This is a genomic window from Pseudomonas sp. efr-133-TYG-5 (assembly GCF_030209175.1).
GTDB lineage: Bacteria > Pseudomonadota > Gammaproteobacteria > Pseudomonadales > Pseudomonadaceae > Aquipseudomonas.
This window is the reverse complement of sequence record NZ_JARVSM010000001.1, coordinates 1,672,668-1,688,752: the sequence shown is the minus strand read 5'-3', so window position 1 is coordinate 1,688,752 and position 16,085 is coordinate 1,672,668. Positions and strand designations below refer to the sequence as shown.

Genomic DNA, 16,085 nt, shown 5'->3' with positions numbered 1-16,085 from the left:
CATGGCACGTCGTCGCCAGCATGAAGAGCACGTAAACCATGAACGTTGGCTGGTTTCCTACGCCGACTTCATCACTTTGCTCTTCGCCTTTTTCGTGGTGATGTATTCCATCTCGTCGATCAACGAAGGCAAGTACAAGATCATTTCCGAAGCGCTGATCGGCGTCTTCACCGACTCCGACCGCGCGCTCAAGCCGATCCCGATCGGTGAAGAGCGGCCGAAGACCGTGACCCCGGCCAAGCCGCTGGTCAAGGATGCCGAGCAGGTCGACGCCGGCATCGCCGGTGCCAGCGATCCGCTGAAAAGCATTGCCGACGACATCAGCGCCGCGTTCGGTGACCTGATCGCCTCCAACCAGATGACCGTGCGCGGCAACGAGTTGTGGGTCGAGATCGAACTCAATTCCAGCCTGCTGTTCGGCAGCGGCGACGCCATGCCGAGCGATATCGCCTTCAACATCATCGACAAGGTCGCGGCGATCCTCAAACCGTTCGATAACCCGATCCACGTCGAAGGCTTCACCGACGACCAGCCGATCCGAACTGCGCAGTACCCGACCAACTGGGAACTGTCCTCGGCGCGTTCGGCGAGCATCGTGCGCATGCTGGCGATGCAGGGCGTGAACCCCGGTCGCCTGGCTTCGGTGGGCTACGGTGAGTTCCAGCCGGTGGCCAACAACGCCACCGCCGAAGGCCGGGCGCGCAACCGGCGCGTGGTGCTGGTGGTGTCGCGTAACCTCGATGTACGCCGCAGCCTCACCGGTACCGGGACCGCCAATGCGCAACCGGATGCCGCGCTGAAGCGCGCTGGCACACAAACTGCACCGACCCCGGTCAAGACGCCGGGACGCGAGAGTGCCGTCAATTCTCCGTCGCCCGCATTAATACGCTGAGCTATGTCTCGGCCGAGCATCTCGGCCGGGAGGAATGATCCGAATGAGAGTCTGGGCAGTTGCCAATCAAAAGGGTGGTGTCGGTAAAACCACTTCCTCCATCGCTTTAGCCGGGTTGCTGGCCGAGGCGGGCAAGCGCGTGGTTGTGGTCGATCTCGACCCGCACGGCTCGATGACCAGTTATTTCGGTTACGACCCCGATAGCCTGGAACACAGCAACTACGACCTGTTCCTGCACAAGGGCGGCGTGCCGCAGGGCCTGCCCGGGCAATTGCTGCTGTCGACCAGCGACGAACGCATTTCCCTGTTGCCGTCAAGCACCGCGCTGGCCACCCTCGAGCGCCAGTCGCCGGGGCAGAGTGGTCTGGGCCTGGTGATCGCCAAGAGTCTGGCGCAGCTGTGGCAGGATTTCGATTACGCGATCATCGACAGCCCGCCATTGCTCGGCGTGCTGATGGTCAATGCCCTGGCCGCGAGCCAGCAACTGGTGATCCCGGTGCAGACCGAGCACCTGGCCGTCAAAGGCCTGGAGCGCATGGTCAACACCCTGGCGATGATCAACCGCTCGCGCAAACAGGCGCTGCCGTTCAGCATCGTGCCGACCCTGTTCGACCGCCGCACCCAGGCGTCGATGGGCACCCTGCGCGTGTTGCGCGACAAGTTTCCCGACGAGATCTGGCAGGGTTATATCCCGGTCGATACCCGTCTGCGCGACGCCAGCCGGGCCGGTGTCACGCCTTCGCAATTCGACGGCAAGAGCCGCGGCGTGCTGGCCTACCGCGCGTTGCTCAAGCATCTGCTGGCGCAGCAACTCGTTGCGCAGGTGGCCTGAAATGACCGTGACCCGATCGCGCCGGTTCGAGCTGCACACATCCTGTGGGAGCGAGCCTGCTCGCGAAACAGACGACGCTGTTTCCCTGCTTGGTGCTGTTGACCGATGAACCGTCCAGTCAAGCTCACCTCGCGTCCACAGTTGGCGCTGCAGTCTTATCTGGATGGTTTGCTGCAGGAAATTCCCGAGGAGCTGCCGCCGACAATCGAGGCGCAGCCTGACGTTGTGCAAAGTGCGGCAGCGCTGGACGAGTTCCAGGCGGCGGTGCTGGAAGAACAGGCGCGTGATGCGCACACAGCGCTGAAACCGGTCGTTGCACCTGCTGCTGCACCTGCTGCTGCACCTGCTGCTGCACCTGCTGCCGCACCTGCCGCCGCGCCGGTCGCCAAGGCGCCGGTTGCGTTGATCGAAGAGCCGCAGCCCGTTCGCGCGCCGGTCTCGACACTCGCACCGCTGCTGCAGACCCAATTGCTGAAAACCGCGCCGGAACCGGTCGTGGCCGAACCTGCGCCGGTTGCGCCGGCACCCGTCGAACAGACGCGGGTGCCGCCACTGGTGGAGGTGCACCTGCCGCCGAGCAACACGCCGCCACCGGTGGAAACCGATGGGCGTCCGGCGTGGGCCGCCGAAGCCTTCGAATGCCTGCTGTTCGATGTCGCCGGGCTGACCCTGGCGGTACCGCTGGTGTGCCTGGGCTCGATCTATTCACTGGCCGGCCACGAGCTGACTCCGCTGTTCGGTCAGCCGGAGTGGTTCCTCGGCATTCTGCCGAGCCAGGCCGGCAACCTGAAGGTGCTGGACACCGCTCGCTGGGTCATGCCGGATCGCTATCGCGACGATTTCCGCCAGGGCCTGCAGTACGTGATTTCGGTACAGGGTTACGAGTGGGGCCTGGCGGTGCATCAGGTCAGCCGCTCGTTGCGCCTGGATCCGAATGAAATCAAATGGAGAAGTCACCGGGGGCAGCGGCCATGGCTCGCCGGCACGGTGATTGAACACATGTGCGCCTTGCTCGATGTCGCCGCACTGGCCGAGTTGATCGCCAGCGGCGGGGCAAAGCACATGTCCGGCAGTAAGCCGAACCACAAACCGACATAAAAACACGCGCCGGCAGGCAACTGCCGGCGCACGGAATACACACCGCCAGGAGCGGTTTTTCGAGGGGCTAGGGTATGAACGACAAGGCGACGGCGGCAAAGGGTTCCGAAGATCCGATCCTGCAATGGGTAACCTTCAAGCTGGACAATGAAACCTACGGCATCAACGTGATGCGCGTTCAGGAAGTCCTGCGCTACACCGAGATCGCACCGGTTCCGGGGGCGCCAAGCTACGTGCTGGGCATCATCAACCTGCGTGGCAACGTGGTCACCGTGATCGACACCCGCCAGCGCTTCGGCCTGATGAGCGGCGAGATCAGCGACAACACCCGTATCGTCATCATCGAAGCCGACAAGCAAGTGGTCGGGATCATGGTCGACAGCGTGGCCGAAGTGGTTTATCTGCGTCAGTCGGAAATCGAGACCGCGCCAAACGTCGGTAACGAAGAGTCGGCCAAGTTCATCCAGGGCGTGTGCAACAAGAACAACGAGTTGCTGATCCTGGTCGAGCTGGACAAGATGATGAGCGAAGAAGAATGGTCGGAACTGGAGAACATCTGATTGATTCTCGAGGTCGCGGTGATTGTCCTGTTCCTCTTCTGGGCAGGCACGCTGGCAATGTTTCTGGCGTACATCAAGGCGCAGCGCGTAATCGCTGCGCAACAGGCTCAGGGCGATGCGTTGCGTGACCAGCGCATCAAGGACCTGGCCAAGCGTGTCGACGATTACCAGAACGGCAACGTGCGCATGGGCGAAGCCCTGCACGAGCTGCGGGCGGTGGTCAGTCCGATTCCTGACAAACTGGCCCAGCTCGAGCAGCGCGATCCGTCGAGCCTGTCCTTCGCCCAGGCGGCGAAACTGGTCGGCATGGGCGCCAGTGTCGACGAACTCACCCAGTCCTGCGGCCTGACCCAGGCCGAGGCGGAGTTGATGCGCAAGCTGCACAGGAACTAGTCGTCACCCCCGGAGCGTTGCCACGCCGAGTGTGGCACCCTCTGAACAGCCATTCGCGAGCAGGCTCGCTCCCACATCCGATCACGGTCTGATGGGGGAGCGAGCCTGCTCGCGAATGCGTCTTTGCAGTCTCAGTAATCGTCGCCGCGCTCGGTGACGTCCTTCTCGACCATCGGCGCATCCGGATCGTGTCCTGCCGGGAACTTGCCCTTCAGGTTCCAGGCAAACGCGATGATCTCGGCAATCGTCAGGTACAGCTCCGGCGGGATGCTGTCGCCCAGTTCCATCCGTGCCAGCAGGCGCACCAGTTCGGCGTTCTCATAGATCGGCACCTCGCAGTCGCGGGCGATGCGCAGGATTTCCTCGGCCAGTTCTTCGTCGCCCTTGGCGGTGAGGGTCGGGGCGTGGCTGCCGTCGTACTTGAGGGCAATGGCCTGGCGTGGAGCAGTGGAATCGTTCATGCGGTTTCGTCGACCCAGCGGTGTTCGAGGCGGGTTTGGTTGCCTTGCGGCGGGGTGCCGAGGTGGCAGTCGAGATCGCCGACGTTGAGCCCGGAATCCACCAGGCGCTGGCGCAGCGCGGCCAGGTTACTGTCGATCAGGCTCGCGGTGTACGGCCGTTCGGCCCACAACTGACTGGACAGGCTGCCGCTGATCAATTGCGCCTGGATCTGCAGCGGCCCCAGCGGTTCCATGTCGAACGCCAGATCGACCCGCCACAGTTGTTGTTTCGGTTCCCGCTCATCGCGGCGCTGCTCGTTCGCTTGCTGTTTCTCCGGCGCATCTTCGCGCTGGAACTTGACCTGCAGCGGCACGATGTCCTGCAGGTTGCGCATGGGGATTTCCAGCTGCCAGGTGCTGAGCAGGCGGCCGTCGTCGGTGACCCCGGTCTGTTCCAGGCTCGACAGCTGATGGCTTTGCAGGCGCGACACCGCGGCGGCGGCGAGGCGCAGCAGATGTTCCAGGTCACCTTCGTCATCGAGGCTTTGCAGCAGGCGGTCGGGCAGGGGAAAGCTGCTCGGCACGGGTTTGGCGCTGACCTGGCCGAGCGTGCCGAGCGCGTTGCGCACGAAGTTCGGCAAGGCCTGGGCCAGGGTGTTGGCAGCGATGATCGCGTTGAAACTGCTGCTGTTGGGCAGCCCCGGGGTGAGTTGCGCGATCAGTTTGAGCAGATCGGCTTTGATGTCCGGGGTCAGCGTCGGGTTTTGCCCGCCAAGCAATTTCGCTTCGAGGAACACGCCGCTGTTGGCCAGGGCCTGGGCCAGGCCGCGCGGCGTGCTCAGCTGTTGCGCGTCCGGCAGGCTGGCGAGCAGTTTGTCGACCACGGCGCGCAGATCCTGCGAGGTCTGATCGCTGGCCGGCGGCAGGTTTTGCAGGGCCTTGAGCAAGCCGTCGAGCGAGCCCTGGCGGCTTTGCTGGGCGAGCAGTTGCTGGCTCACCGCCAGTTGTTCCTGGCGGCTGCTCAAGGGCAGGAATTTCAGCGTCTGGGCATCCTCCACCAGCGCCGACAACAAGGTGCCGATGCGCAGTGGCTGCGGGCTGTCGATGCTCAGCGTCGTGCCGCTCAACGCCGTGTTGAGCAGGCTCACCAGCGAACGGAACACGGTCGGTTGTCCCGGCGCCTGCGGCAAGGCCTGGGCGGTCAGCACCTTGCCTTGCAGCAGGGTGCCCACCGGCAGCTGAGACGTATCGATGCGGGTGAGGGTGGCGACGCTGCTGGCAATCGCCTGCTGCACGGTCACCGCGAGGTTGCCCGCCGACGGTTGGGTGATCGCCAGGCTGGTGCCCTGCGGCAGCGGCTGGGAGCTGGTGGCTTGCACGGTGGTCTGGCGGCCGCTGTCCAGCGTCACTTTCAGCAACAATTCAAAGGTCTGATCCGCCTGCTTGAGCGACAACACCTCGGCCCGGGCGCTTTGCCCGGCGGCGATCAGCCCCTCGACCGGGGTCAGCAGCTTCAGCACGTCACCGCTGACCACCAGCGGACGCGCGGGCGCCGCGGTGGTTGGCGGGAGCGGGAGGATGTTCATTTCGCCTGTCATACACGGACACAACCTGAGGAAATTGCACTCTTGAGAGTAAGGCACGCCATGTATAATGCCGGCCGTCTTGCGCTTCGTTCAAAAAACATAGCAATTGTTTGACGCAGCTCTCTAGATCGAGCCGTCTTTGCATCTATGCTGCATCTCTTTAACGGCCGCACCAGAGCCGACTTGAACCGTATAAGGCCCGTGATCCCTTGACCAGTCCTGTCCTGCAAACCGTTGCCCTCGCGTGTGAGCGTGATCTGAGGCTGCTCTTCGAACATCTCGAGTTGCGCCTGGGCAGTGGCGACATGGTGCAGATCAGCGGCCCCAACGGCAGCGGCAAGACCAGCCTGTTGCGCCTGCTCGCCGGGTTGATGCAGCCGACCAGCGGCGAGGTCCTGCTCAACGGCCGGCCACTCGCCGAACAGCGCAGCGAACTGGCGCGCAACCTGTTGTGGATCGGGCATGCCGCCGGCATCAAGGATCTGCTCACCCCGGAAGAAAACCTCGCCTGGCTCTGCGCCCTGCATCATCCGGCTGGCCGCGACGCCATCTGGCAGGCGCTGGCGGCGGTCGGCCTGCGCGGTTTCGAAGATGTTCCCTGTCACAGCCTGTCCGCCGGCCAGCAGCGCCGCGTGGCGTTGGCGCGGCTGTATCTGGACAGCCCGCCGCTGTGGATCCTCGACGAACCGTTCACGGCGCTCGACAAACAGGGCGTGGCGCAACTCGAAGCCCACCTGGCCGGGCACTGTGAGCGCGGCGGCATGGTGGTGCTGACCACCCACCACACATTGAGCCGCCTGCCGGCCGGTTATCGTGACATCGATCTGGGGAATTGGGCGGTATGAGTGTGTTCGGCCTGCTGGTTGCCCGTGAATCCCGCCTGCTGTTCCGGCGTCCCGCCGAACTGGCCAATCCGCTGATTTTCTTTGCCATCGTCATCGCTTTGTTCCCGCTGGCCGTCGGCCCGGAAACTCAAGTGTTGCAAAACCTGTCCCCGGGGTTAGTCTGGGTGGCCGCGGTGTTATCGGTGCTGCTCTCGCTGGACGGGCTGTTCCGCAGTGATTTCGAAGATGGCTCCCTCGAACAGTGGGTCCTTTCGCCGCACCCGCTGCCACTTCTGGTGTTGGCCAAGGTGCTGGCACACTGGCTGTTCTCGGGGTTGGCACTGGTGTTGCTCTCGCCCTTGCTGGCATTGATGCTCGGTTTGCCGGCCGCTTGCCTGCCGGTGTTGCTGCTGTCGTTGCTGCTGGGCACACCGGTGCTGAGCCTGCTCGGCGCGGTGGGCGCGGCGCTGACGGTCGGTCTGAAGCGCGGCGGCCTGTTGCTGGCGCTGCTGATTCTGCCGTTGTACATCCCGGTGCTGATCCTCGGCAGTGGCGCCTTGCAGGCGGCCTTGCAGGGCATGCCGGCGACCGGTTATCTGCTGTGGCTTGGAAGCCTGACCGCCCTGGCGATAACCCTGACACCCTTTGCAATAGCGGCTGGCCTGAAGATCAGCGTCGGCGAATAATAATGAGGTCTGGTCAAAAATTGACCGCTTTTTCTGAAAAGGCCTGACCCACTGCCAGCTCACACCGATGAGCAGCACCCGTGATGGAAACAGTATGAACTGGACCTGGTTTCACAAGCTCGGCTCGCCCAAGTGGTTCTACGGCATCAGCAGCAAGTTGCTGCCGTGGTTGAGCATTGCAGCGTTGCTGCTGATCACCGTCGGCGTCATTTGGGGCCTGGCCTTCGCGCCGCCGGACTATCAGCAAGGCAACAGCTTCCGCATCATCTATATCCACGTGCCGGCAGCGATGCTCGCCCAGTCGATCTACGTGATGCTGGCGGTGTGCGGCGTGGTGGGCCTGGTGTGGAAGATGAAACTGGCCGATGTCGCCCTGCAATGCGCCGCGCCGATCGGTGCGTGGATGACCGCCGTGGCGCTGGCCACCGGAGCCATCTGGGGCAAGCCGACCTGGGGTTCGTGGTGGGTGTGGGATGCGCGCCTGACGTCGATGCTGATTCTGCTGTTCCTGTATTTCGGTGTGATCGTCCTGGGTAACGCCATCAGCAACCGCGACAGCGCCGCCAAGGCCTGCGCGGTGCTGGCCATCGTCGGTGTGATCAACATCCCGATCATCAAGTACTCGGTGGAGTGGTGGAACACCCTGCACCAGGGCGCGACGTTCACCCTCACGGAAAAACCGGCGATGCCGGCAGAAATGTGGCTGCCGCTGTTGCTGACGGCGCTGGGTTTCTACTGTTTCTTCGGCGCCGTGCTGTTGCTGCGCATGCGCCTGGAAGTGCTCAAGCGCGAGGCTCGCGCCAGTTGGGTCAAGCAAGAAGTGCAGCACAGCCTGGAGGCCGTTCGATGAGTTTCGCGTCATTCGGCGACTTCCTCGCCATGGGCCATCACGGCCTGTATGTCTGGTCGGCCTATGGCATCTGCCTGGCGGTACTGATCCTCAACGTGGCGGCGCCGATTGCGGCGCGCAAGCGTTATCTGCAACAAGAGGCGCGTCGTCTGCGCCGGGAGAACGGCAAGTGAATCCGCTGCGCAAAAAACGTCTGATCATCATTCTGGCGGTTCTGGTCGGGGTCGGCGCTGCCGTCGGCCTGGCCCTGAGCGCCCTGCAGCAGAACATCAACCTGTTCTACACCCCGACCCAGATCGCCAACGGCGAAGCGCCGCACGACACGCGCATCCGCGCCGGTGGCATGGTCGAGAAGGGTTCCCTGCAACGTTCGCCGGACTCGCTGGACGTCAAATTCGTTGTCACCGACTTCAACAAAGCCGTGACCATTACCTACCGCGGGATCCTCCCGGACCTGTTCCGCGAAGGGCAGGGCATTGTCGCCCTCGGCAAGCTCAACGCCGACGGCGTGGTGGTCGCCGACGAGGTGCTGGCCAAGCACGACGAAAAATACATGCCGCCGGAAGTGACCAAGGCGTTGAAGGACAGCGGCCAATCCGCTCCGACCCCGGCGAAGGAGGGTTGATCGATGACTTCGGCAATTTTTATCCCTGAGCTGGGCCACCTGGCGATGATTCTGGCGCTGTGTTTCGCCCTGGTGCAGGCCGTGGTGCCGTTGTTCGGCGCCTGGCGCGGCGACCGGCTGTGGATGGGCCTGGCGCAACCGGCGGCGTGGGGCCAGTTCGCGTTCCTGCTGTTTGCCTTCGGTTGCCTGACGTACGCGTTCATGACCGATGATTTTTCGGTCGGCTACGTGGCGATGAACTCCAACAGCGCACTGCCGTGGTACTACAAGTTCAGTGCGGTGTGGGGCGCCCACGAAGGGTCGCTGCTGCTCTGGGCGCTGATCCTCGGTGGCTGGACCTTCGCCGTGTCGGTGTTCTCCCGGCAGTTGCCGCAGGTCATGCTCGCTCGCGTCCTGGCGGTGATGGGCATGATCAGCAGCGGTTTCCTGCTGTTCCTGATCCTCACCTCCAACCCGTTCTCGCGGATCTTGCCGCAGATTCCGGCCGACGGTCGTGACCTCAATCCGCTGCTGCAGGATATCGGCCTGATTGTCCATCCGCCGATGCTGTACATGGGTTACGTCGGCTTCTCAGTGGCGTTCGCTTTCGCCATCGCCGCCTTGCTTGGCGGTCGTCTCGATGCCGCGTGGGCACGTTGGTCGCGGCCATGGACGATTGTCGCGTGGGCCTTCCTCGGCATCGGCATCACCCTCGGTTCGTGGTGGGCCTACTACGAACTCGGCTGGGGCGGCTGGTGGTTCTGGGACCCGGTGGAAAACGCCTCGTTCATGCCGTGGCTGGTGGGCACCGCGCTGATTCACTCGCTGGCGGTCACCGAGAAACGTGGCGTGTTCAAGAGCTGGACGGTGTTGCTGGCCATCGCCGCCTTCTCGTTGAGCCTGCTCGGGACGTTCCTGGTGCGTTCCGGCGTGCTGACGTCGGTGCACGCGTTTGCGTCGGACCCTGAGCGTGGCGTGTTCATCCTGATTTTCCTGCTGTTCGTGGTCGGTGGTTCGTTGACCCTGTTCGCCTTGCGCGCGCCGGTGGTCAAGAGTCAGGTCGGTTTCAACCTGTGGTCGCGGGAAACCCTGCTGCTGGGCAACAACCTGGTGCTGGTGGTGGCCGCGTCGATGATCCTGCTCGGCACCCTGTATCCGCTGATTCTCGATGCCCTCAGCGGCGCCAAGCTGTCGGTCGGCCCGCCGTACTTCAACGCGTTGTTCATTCCGTTGATGGCGTTGCTGATGGTGGTCATGGCGGTCGGCGTGATCGTGCGCTGGAAGGACACCCCGGTGAAATGGCTGGCCAGCATGCTCACGCCGGTGCTGCTCGGCAGCGTCGCGCTGGCGGTGGTGGCCGGTGTTGCCTACGGCGATTTCAACTGGGCGGTGATCGCCACGTTCCTGCTGGCCGCGTGGGTGCTGCTGGCCGGTGTGCGCGACATTTTCGACAAGACCCGCCACAAGGGCCTGGTCAAAGGCCTGCCGGCCCTGACCCGCAGCTACTGGGGCATGCAGCTTGCGCACCTGGGCATCGCGGTCTGCGCGCTGGGCGTGGTGTTGTCCAGCCAGAACAGTGCCGAGCGCGACCTGCGCCTGGCACCGGGCGAGTCGATGGACCTGGCCGGTTACCAGTTCGTGTTCGAGGGCGCCAGGCACTTCGAAGGGCCGAACTTCACCTCCGACAAGGGCACCATTCGCGTGATCCGCAACGGCCAGGAAGTCAGTGTGCTGCACCCGGAAAAACGTCTGTACACCGTACAGAACTCGGTGATGACCGAGGCCGGGATCGACGCCGGTTTCACCCGCGATCTGTATGTGGCCCTCGGCGAACCGCTGGGCGATGGCGCGTGGGCGGTGCGGGTGCACGTCAAGCCGTTCGTGCGCTGGATCTGGTTCGGCGGCCTGCTGACCGGCCTCGGCGGCCTGCTGGCAGCGCTGGATCGACGGTATCGGGTCAAGGTGAAAAGCCGCGTGCGTGAAGCACTGGGCATGACGGGAGCGGCTGCATGAGACGTTGGTTGATGTTGGTGCCACTGGCGATATTCCTGCTGGTGGCGGTATTCCTCTATCGCGGGCTGTACCTGGATCCGGCGGAGCTGCCGTCGGCGATGATCAACAAGCCGTTCCCGGAGTTTTCGTTGCCGGCGGTGCAGGGCGACAAAGTCCTGACCAAGGCTGACATTCTCGGCAAACCGGCGCTGGTTAACGTCTGGGGCACCTGGTGCATCTCCTGCCGGGTCGAGCACCCGGTGCTGAACAAACTGGCCGAGCGCGGCGTGGTGATCTACGGCATCAACTACAAGGACACCAACGCCGACGCACTGAAGTGGCTGGCCGAGTTCCACAACCCGTATCAGCTGGACATCCGTGACGACGAGGGCTCGCTGGGCCTCAACCTGGGTGTGTATGGCGCGCCGGAAACCTTCTTCATCGACGCCAAGGGCATCATCCGCGACAAGTACGTCGGGGTGATCGACGAGCAGGTCTGGCGCGAGAAACTGGCAGCCAAGTATCAGGCGCTGGTCGATGAGGCCAAGCCATGAAGCGTTTTCTTGCCGCCGTGCTGCTGGGCTTGAGCCTGGCCGGCGTGGCCCATGCGGCCATCGACACCTACGAGTTCGCCAAAGAAGGCGATCGCGAGCGTTTTCGCGAGCTGACCAAGGAACTGCGCTGCCCCAAATGCCAGAACCAGGACATCGCCGACTCCAACGCACCGATTGCCGCCGACCTGCGCAAGGAGATTTTCCGCATGCTCGGCGAGGGCAAGGACAATCAGCAGATCATCGACTTCATGGTCGACCGCTACGGTGATTTCGTCCGCTACAAACCGGCGCTCAACGCCAAGACCGCGCTGCTGTGGTTCGGCCCGGCCGGCCTGTTGCTCGGCGGTTTCGTGGTGATCGCGGTGATTGTCCGCCGCCGTCGCGCCCAGCGTACCGAGACCCCGCAAGCGCTGTCCGCCGACGAGCGTCAGCGCCTCGACCAACTGTTGGAAAAAAACCAAGAATGATTGATTTCTGGCTCGCCGCAGGGCTGTTGCTTCTGGTCGCCCTGAGTTTTCTGCTGATCCCGGTTCTGCGTGAACGTCGCGCCCAGCGCGAGGAGGATCGCACGGCCCTCAACGTTGCGCTGTATCAGGAACGTGTCGCCGAGCTGCAAGTGCAGCAGGCCGAGGGCGTTCTCGACGCGGCGCAGATGGACAGCGGCCGCGCCGAAGCGGCGCGCGAGCTGCTCGCCGATACCGAAGGCGCGACGCCGGCGCGGGTGTCCCGTCTGGGCAAGCCGTTGCCGCTGCTGGCGGCGCTGCTGGTACCGGTGCTGGGCCTTGGCTTGTATCTGCACTTCGGTGCCAGCGACAAAGTCGAACTGACCCGCGAATTCGCTCAGGCGCCGCAGTCGATGGAAGAGATGACCCGGCGCCTGGAGCGGGCGGTCGCGGCGCAACCGGATTCGGCCGAGGGCGTGTATTTCCTCGGACGCACCTACATGGCCCAGGATCGTCCGGCCGACGCGGCGAAGATGTTCGAGCGCACCGTCAACCTCGCCGGGCGCCAGCCGGAGCTGCTGGGCCAGTGGGCGCAGGCGCAGTATTTCGCCGATGGCAAGAAGTGGTCGGACAAGGTGCAGGCCCTGACCGACGAAGCGCTCAAGGCGGACCCGAAGGAAGTCACCAGCCTGGGTCTGCTGGGGATCGCCGCGTTCGAAGGCGCGCGTTATCAGGAGGCCATCGATTACTGGAATCGCCTGCTGGCGCAACTGCCCGCAGAAGACAAATCCCGCGAAGCGTTGCAGGGCGGCATCGCCCGCGCTACCGAGAAGCTGCAAGCTAGTGGCGGCAAGGTCGCCCAGGCGCCGGTGGCGAAAGCCGCTGTGCTCAAGGTCAGCGTGAACCTGGCCGATGAGTTGAAGGGCAAGGTGCAACCGGGCGACAGCGTCTTCATCTTCGCGCGCGCCACCTCCGGGCCTCCGGCGCCGTTGGCAGCCAAACGCCTGACCGTTGCCGATCTGCCGGTGACCGTCGAACTGGGCGATGCCGATGCAATGATGCCGCAGTTGAAACTGTCGAACTTCCCTGAAGTCCAACTGGTTGCGCGCGTGTCCCGGGCCGGGCAGCCGACTGCCGGTGAGTGGGTCGGCCGCAGCGGGCCGCTGGCCAGCAGCACCACCGCGCCGCAGACACTGACCATCGACAGCCCGGACCAATAGCCGGAACCAACAGGAAAGCACCGCCATGAACGCCATCGCTCGAATCACAGTCCTCACCCTGGCCCTGGGCTTGAGTGCCTGTGCGGTGCAGCGCCCGGAACCGACGACCAACCTGCCGCCGATCCCGCCCTCGCAACCGGCCCCGACCCCGTCCACCAGCCCGAGCCCTGGCAAACCGGGGATTCCGGCCAAACCGGCGAAACCGCAGCCACGCACCTCCGCCAGCTTCGCGCCGCCCCCGGGCGGCAACAGCCACTGGGATCAGAAACTGGGCGTGTACGTCCTCGACGACCAGCCCAACACCTTCTACCGCCAGCGCACCTACTACCGCTGGAACAACGGCTGGAGCCGCGCGATCAGCCCCAACGGCCCGTGGGAAGACACCAACATCCACGGCGTTCCGGCGGGCCTGGGCAAGCAGTTCGGGCAGTAACGAAAAACGGCGATCTTCGGATCGCCGTTTTGCTGTCTGGGGTAGTGAGCTTTCAAACCATCGCGTGATAGCTGCCGAGTGCCTGGATCGACTTGACCAGGCCTAGGCGGCGGACGCATGCATCGTATGCCGCGATGAAAGAGCAATGCCTCACTCGCGTCCTGTTCTTGACGCCTGAGCCGGACCGATATGGGCTGGGGGATGCGTGAGCTGGATATTTCGCCGTACATGGGCAAAACCGAGAAGGTCAATGTGACGTTGCCCGGCTATGTCATCCAGCGGATCGACCGCTACGTGCGTGAGCACAACGTCAAAAGCCGCTCCTCTTTCTTGGCCGATGCCGCCATGGAAAAACTGGTCCGGCATTGAGCATCGCGCACTGGCGGATCAGTGATCCGACAGTGCCTTTGCGATTCTAGGCCGTGGCCAGAGCAGGCTTCTGCGCAGCACTCAAAAACCGCAGTAGCGCCAGCAACGGAAACGCGCTGCCGACGATCACGATCCACAACCAGCCGCCGTGTTCATACACCACGCTGGCCACCGAGGAGCCGAAGGCGCCGCCGAGGAAGATGCTGGTCATGTACAGCGCGTTGAGGCGGCCGCGGCTCTTGGCGTCGAGGGAGTACACCGCCCGCTGGCCCAGCACCATGTTCATCTGCACGCAGAAGTCGAGCACCACGCCGGTGACGGCCAGGCCGATCACGCTGTAGGCCGGGTGAATGAAGGCCGGCAGGAAGCTCAGGCTGGCGAACAGCATGGCCAGCAGCGAGGCGATACGGGTGTGGCCGGCATCGGCCAGGCGGCCGCTGATCGGCGCGGCGATGGCACCGATGGCGCCGACCAGGGCGAAGATCGCGATCTGGCTCTGCGACAGGCCATGGTTGCGCGCCAGCTCCAGCGGCACGGCGGTCCAGAACAGGCTGAACGTGGCAAACATGCAGGCCTGGTAAAACGCCCGCTGACGCAACACCGGTTGCTTGCGCAGCAGCGTCCACAACGAACCCAGCAACTGGCCGTAGGAAGCGCTGTGATCCGGCTGGCGCTTGGGCACGGTCAACGCCAGCACCACGCTGATCGCTGCCATCAAGGCTGCTGCGATCATGAACATCGCCCGCCAGCCGAGATGGTCCGCCACCACGCTCGACACCGGACGCGCCAACAGAATCCCCAGCAGCAAACCGCCCATGATCCCGCCGACCACGCGGCCACGGGATTCTTCCGGCGCCAAGTGCGCCGCCAGTGGAATCAGCACCTGCACCGACACCGAGCTGAAACCCACCAGCAACGAAATCAGCAGGAACACGTTCGGCTGATCGGTGAACGCGGCGCCGAGCAGGCTGGCGATCGCCACCACGGTGGTGATGATCATCAGGCGCCGGTTTTCCACAAGGTCAGCCAGCGGCACCAGGAAGAACAGGCCCAGCGCGTAGCCGATCTGGGTCAGCGAGACGATGAAACTGGCCATGGTGTCGGTCAGGCCGATGTCCGGTGCGATCAGGCCGATGATGGGCTGCGCGTAGTAGATGTTGGCAACGATGGCGCCGCAGCAAAAAGCGAACAGCAGCACCATGCCTCGGGTCATTGCGTGAGTTGTGGCGGTCATAGGAGTTTCTCGATCCAGCGAAAAGGAATGCGGTGAGGCTAAGGGGCGAACCCGGCGCGCGGTAGAAGCCAGCGCTCGATAGTGGCTATTGCATTGCGCAATACCTGGCTTGCAGTCGGGTGTCCGCCAGCGGCGAACCTTGCGTCCGGCCGTTGCGCACTGATGATACATTCACTTACATCTTCTTCGATAGCGTGCTTATGTTGTCGACCCATACCCGCGTTCGTCACCGGAGGATTGCGATGTTTGCTCAGTTACTGCGGCACACCACCACGATTGCCCTGATCGCCCTGCTTGGCGTGACCGCTGTGCAGGCGGGCGAAGCGCCGGGCATGCGCATCGGCGTTCGCGGCGAGATTACCGGCGTCAGTGCCGACACGCTCAAGGTCCACGTCAACAGCGGCGAAAACGTGGTGATCCAGTTGACCAAGGACACCAAGGTCCGCGCCGTGACCCTGGCCAATATCGAAGACATCAAGCCCGGCAGTTACATCGGCTCGGCGGCCATTCCCCAGGAGGATGGCACGCTCAAGGCACTGGAAGTCCACGTGTTTGCCCCGGAACTGGCCGGCAGCGGCGACGGCCATCGGCCGTTCGACCTGGCCAAGGGCAGCAGCATGACCAATGGCAGTGTCGGCGATCTGCTGGTCAGCAACGGGCGGGTGCTGACGGTGAACTACAAGGACGGCCAACAGAAGATCCTGGTGCCTGAAGACGTGCCGATCGTCAATCTGGTGCCGGCGGATCGGAGTTTGCTCAAGGCCGGGGTGAAGATCGTCACCTTCGTCACCCAGAGCGCGGACGGCACATTGACCGCGCAATCGATTTCCGCTGGCAAGGATGGCGTCACGCCGCCGATGTAAAAGCCCCTCGCCCTAACCCTCTCCCGGAGGGCGAGGGGACTGATTGGGGGACGCTGAAACAATACGCCAAGCTGAAACTGCGTTGCCGAGTCCATGATCCATAAGGTCTTTCAGGTCGATTTCACTCGCCAGACACCTCGGTCGGCCGGCTTTCCCTCCGGGAGAGGACTGCGGTGAGGGTAAACCTGCCACAAAAAAGGCGACCACTGAGG

Annotated in this window: 19 protein-coding genes and 1 pseudogene; 17 read left to right on the top strand and 3 right to left on the bottom strand. The window is 63.8% G+C overall.

Features of this window, described 5'->3' with window-relative positions:
* Position 1 precedes the first annotated feature (1 nt).
* From motD to QRN70_RS07605, 5 genes are all read left to right on the top strand, one after another.
* Positions 2-892, top strand: coding sequence for a flagellar motor protein MotD (gene motD / locus QRN70_RS07625; protein WP_285416740.1), 891 nt, complete (start codon positions 2-4; stop codon positions 890-892).
* Between the two features lie 43 nt (positions 893-935).
* Positions 936-1,724 (top strand): ParA family protein, encoded by a 789-nt coding sequence (locus QRN70_RS07620; RefSeq protein WP_227234849.1) that lies wholly within the window; start codon positions 936-938, stop codon positions 1,722-1,724.
* Between the two features lie 105 nt (positions 1,725-1,829).
* Positions 1,830-2,822, top strand: a complete 993-nt coding sequence (locus QRN70_RS07615) for a CheW domain-containing protein (protein WP_285416738.1) — start codon at positions 1,830-1,832, stop codon at positions 2,820-2,822.
* A 74-nt stretch (positions 2,823-2,896) separates the two neighbouring features.
* Positions 2,897-3,382 (top strand): chemotaxis protein CheW, encoded by a 486-nt coding sequence (locus QRN70_RS07610; RefSeq protein WP_007959223.1) that lies wholly within the window; start codon positions 2,897-2,899, stop codon positions 3,380-3,382.
* On the top strand, positions 3,383-3,775 hold the full coding sequence (locus QRN70_RS07605; RefSeq protein ID WP_285416736.1) for a DUF2802 domain-containing protein: 393 nt from the start codon (positions 3,383-3,385) through the stop codon (positions 3,773-3,775).
* Between the two features lie 131 nt (positions 3,776-3,906).
* On the opposite strand, the gene QRN70_RS07600 is transcribed toward QRN70_RS07605, so the two are convergent.
* Together QRN70_RS07600 and fliK are read right to left on the bottom strand one after the other, a co-directional pair.
* On the bottom strand, positions 3,907-4,236 hold the full coding sequence (locus QRN70_RS07600; RefSeq protein WP_285416734.1) for an EscU/YscU/HrcU family type III secretion system export apparatus switch protein: 330 nt from the start codon (positions 4,234-4,236) through the stop codon (positions 3,907-3,909).
* Positions 4,233-5,813, bottom strand: coding sequence for a flagellar hook-length control protein FliK (gene fliK, locus QRN70_RS07595; RefSeq protein WP_285416732.1), 1,581 nt, complete (start codon positions 5,811-5,813; stop codon positions 4,233-4,235). Before fliK ends, QRN70_RS07600 begins: the two co-directional genes overlap by 4 nt.
* A gap of 197 nt (positions 5,814-6,010) precedes the next feature.
* Here fliK and ccmA point away from each other — a divergent pair, with 197 nt between their 5' ends.
* The 11 genes and pseudogenes from ccmA to QRN70_RS07540 form a co-directional block, all read left to right on the top strand.
* The gene (gene ccmA / locus QRN70_RS07590) at positions 6,011-6,646 is read left to right on the top strand and encodes a cytochrome c biogenesis heme-transporting ATPase CcmA (RefSeq protein WP_285416729.1); all 636 of its coding nucleotides are present in this window, start codon (positions 6,011-6,013) and stop codon (positions 6,644-6,646) included.
* The gene (gene ccmB / locus QRN70_RS07585) at positions 6,643-7,311 is read left to right on the top strand and encodes a heme exporter protein CcmB (RefSeq protein WP_285416727.1); all 669 of its coding nucleotides are present in this window, start codon (positions 6,643-6,645) and stop codon (positions 7,309-7,311) included. The genes ccmA and ccmB overlap by 4 nt, the downstream gene beginning before the upstream one ends.
* 94 nt (positions 7,312-7,405) lie before the next feature.
* The gene (locus tag QRN70_RS07580) at positions 7,406-8,161 is read left to right on the top strand and encodes a heme ABC transporter permease (RefSeq protein WP_285416725.1); all 756 of its coding nucleotides are present in this window, start codon (positions 7,406-7,408) and stop codon (positions 8,159-8,161) included.
* A complete protein-coding gene (gene ccmD / locus QRN70_RS07575) occupies positions 8,158-8,334 on the top strand; it encodes a heme exporter protein CcmD (RefSeq protein WP_011333085.1) in 177 nt (58 codons plus the stop codon). Before QRN70_RS07580 ends, ccmD begins: the two co-directional genes overlap by 4 nt.
* The gene (ccmE, locus tag QRN70_RS07570; protein WP_285416724.1) at positions 8,331-8,786 is read left to right on the top strand and encodes a cytochrome c maturation protein CcmE; all 456 of its coding nucleotides are present in this window, start codon (positions 8,331-8,333) and stop codon (positions 8,784-8,786) included. Before ccmD ends, ccmE begins: the two co-directional genes overlap by 4 nt.
* A gap of 3 nt (positions 8,787-8,789) precedes the next feature.
* Positions 8,790-10,778, top strand: coding sequence for a heme lyase CcmF/NrfE family subunit (locus tag QRN70_RS07565; protein WP_285416722.1), 1,989 nt, complete (start codon positions 8,790-8,792; stop codon positions 10,776-10,778).
* Positions 10,775-11,311: a DsbE family thiol:disulfide interchange protein gene (locus QRN70_RS07560; protein WP_285416721.1), complete on the top strand. Its 537-nt coding sequence runs from the start codon at positions 10,775-10,777 to the stop codon at positions 11,309-11,311. The genes QRN70_RS07565 and QRN70_RS07560 overlap by 4 nt, the downstream gene beginning before the upstream one ends.
* Positions 11,308-11,778, top strand: a complete 471-nt coding sequence (locus QRN70_RS07555; RefSeq protein WP_285416720.1) for a cytochrome c-type biogenesis protein — start codon at positions 11,308-11,310, stop codon at positions 11,776-11,778. Before QRN70_RS07560 ends, QRN70_RS07555 begins: the two co-directional genes overlap by 4 nt.
* A complete protein-coding gene (gene ccmI, locus QRN70_RS07550; protein WP_285416718.1) occupies positions 11,775-12,974 on the top strand; it encodes a c-type cytochrome biogenesis protein CcmI in 1,200 nt (399 codons plus the stop codon). Before QRN70_RS07555 ends, ccmI begins: the two co-directional genes overlap by 4 nt.
* Positions 12,975-12,999: 25 nt before the next feature.
* Positions 13,000-13,407 carry a hypothetical protein gene (locus QRN70_RS07545; protein ID WP_285416717.1) on the top strand — a complete coding sequence of 136 codons (408 nt, stop codon included), beginning with the start codon at positions 13,000-13,002 and terminating at the stop codon, positions 13,405-13,407.
* 186 nt (positions 13,408-13,593) lie between these two features.
* A pseudogene (locus QRN70_RS07540) lies at positions 13,594-13,776 on the top strand (type II toxin-antitoxin system HicB family antitoxin); the annotation flags it as partial.
* A 46-nt stretch (positions 13,777-13,822) separates the two neighbouring features.
* Here the strand turns inward: QRN70_RS07540 and QRN70_RS07535 are convergent.
* The gene (locus QRN70_RS07535; RefSeq protein ID WP_285416716.1) at positions 13,823-15,010 is read right to left on the bottom strand and encodes an MFS transporter; all 1,188 of its coding nucleotides are present in this window, start codon (positions 15,008-15,010) and stop codon (positions 13,823-13,825) included.
* Positions 15,011-15,252: 242 nt separating this feature from the next.
* On the opposite strand from QRN70_RS07535, the gene QRN70_RS07530 reads away from it, so the two are divergent.
* Positions 15,253-15,873, top strand: coding sequence for a DUF5666 domain-containing protein (locus QRN70_RS07530; RefSeq protein ID WP_285416714.1), 621 nt, complete (start codon positions 15,253-15,255; stop codon positions 15,871-15,873).
* The last annotated feature ends 212 nt before the right edge of the window (positions 15,874-16,085 follow it).

Excerpts from the sequence above, each read along its gene's own strand:
- motD (WP_285416740.1), top strand. The coding sequence starts at position 2 with ATGGCACGTCGTCGCCAGCATGAAGAGCACGTAAACCATGAACGTTGG.
- ccmD (WP_011333085.1), top strand. The coding sequence starts at position 8,158 with ATGAGTTTCGCGTCATTCGGCGACTTCCTCGCCATGGGCCATCACGGC.
- QRN70_RS07530 (WP_285416714.1), top strand. The coding sequence starts at position 15,253 with ATGTTTGCTCAGTTACTGCGGCACACCACCACGATTGCCCTGATCGCC.
- QRN70_RS07535 (WP_285416716.1), bottom strand. The coding sequence starts at position 15,010 with ATGACCGCCACAACTCACGCAATGACCCGAGGCATGGTGCTGCTGTTC.
- QRN70_RS07545 (WP_285416717.1), top strand. The coding sequence starts at position 13,000 with ATGAACGCCATCGCTCGAATCACAGTCCTCACCCTGGCCCTGGGCTTG.
- QRN70_RS07610 (WP_007959223.1), top strand. The coding sequence starts at position 2,897 with ATGAACGACAAGGCGACGGCGGCAAAGGGTTCCGAAGATCCGATCCTG.
- QRN70_RS07600 (WP_285416734.1), bottom strand. The coding sequence starts at position 4,236 with ATGAACGATTCCACTGCTCCACGCCAGGCCATTGCCCTCAAGTACGAC.
- QRN70_RS07580 (WP_285416725.1), top strand. The coding sequence starts at position 7,406 with ATGAACTGGACCTGGTTTCACAAGCTCGGCTCGCCCAAGTGGTTCTAC.
- QRN70_RS07615 (WP_285416738.1), top strand. The coding sequence starts at position 1,830 with ATGAACCGTCCAGTCAAGCTCACCTCGCGTCCACAGTTGGCGCTGCAG.
- fliK (WP_285416732.1), bottom strand. The coding sequence starts at position 5,813 with ATGACAGGCGAAATGAACATCCTCCCGCTCCCGCCAACCACCGCGGCG.
- QRN70_RS07620 (WP_227234849.1), top strand. The coding sequence starts at position 936 with ATGAGAGTCTGGGCAGTTGCCAATCAAAAGGGTGGTGTCGGTAAAACC.
- ccmI (WP_285416718.1), top strand. The coding sequence starts at position 11,775 with ATGATTGATTTCTGGCTCGCCGCAGGGCTGTTGCTTCTGGTCGCCCTG.
- QRN70_RS07560 (WP_285416721.1), top strand. The coding sequence starts at position 10,775 with ATGAGACGTTGGTTGATGTTGGTGCCACTGGCGATATTCCTGCTGGTG.
- QRN70_RS07555 (WP_285416720.1), top strand. The coding sequence starts at position 11,308 with ATGAAGCGTTTTCTTGCCGCCGTGCTGCTGGGCTTGAGCCTGGCCGGC.
- QRN70_RS07565 (WP_285416722.1), top strand. The coding sequence starts at position 8,790 with ATGACTTCGGCAATTTTTATCCCTGAGCTGGGCCACCTGGCGATGATT.
- ccmB (WP_285416727.1), top strand. The coding sequence starts at position 6,643 with ATGAGTGTGTTCGGCCTGCTGGTTGCCCGTGAATCCCGCCTGCTGTTC.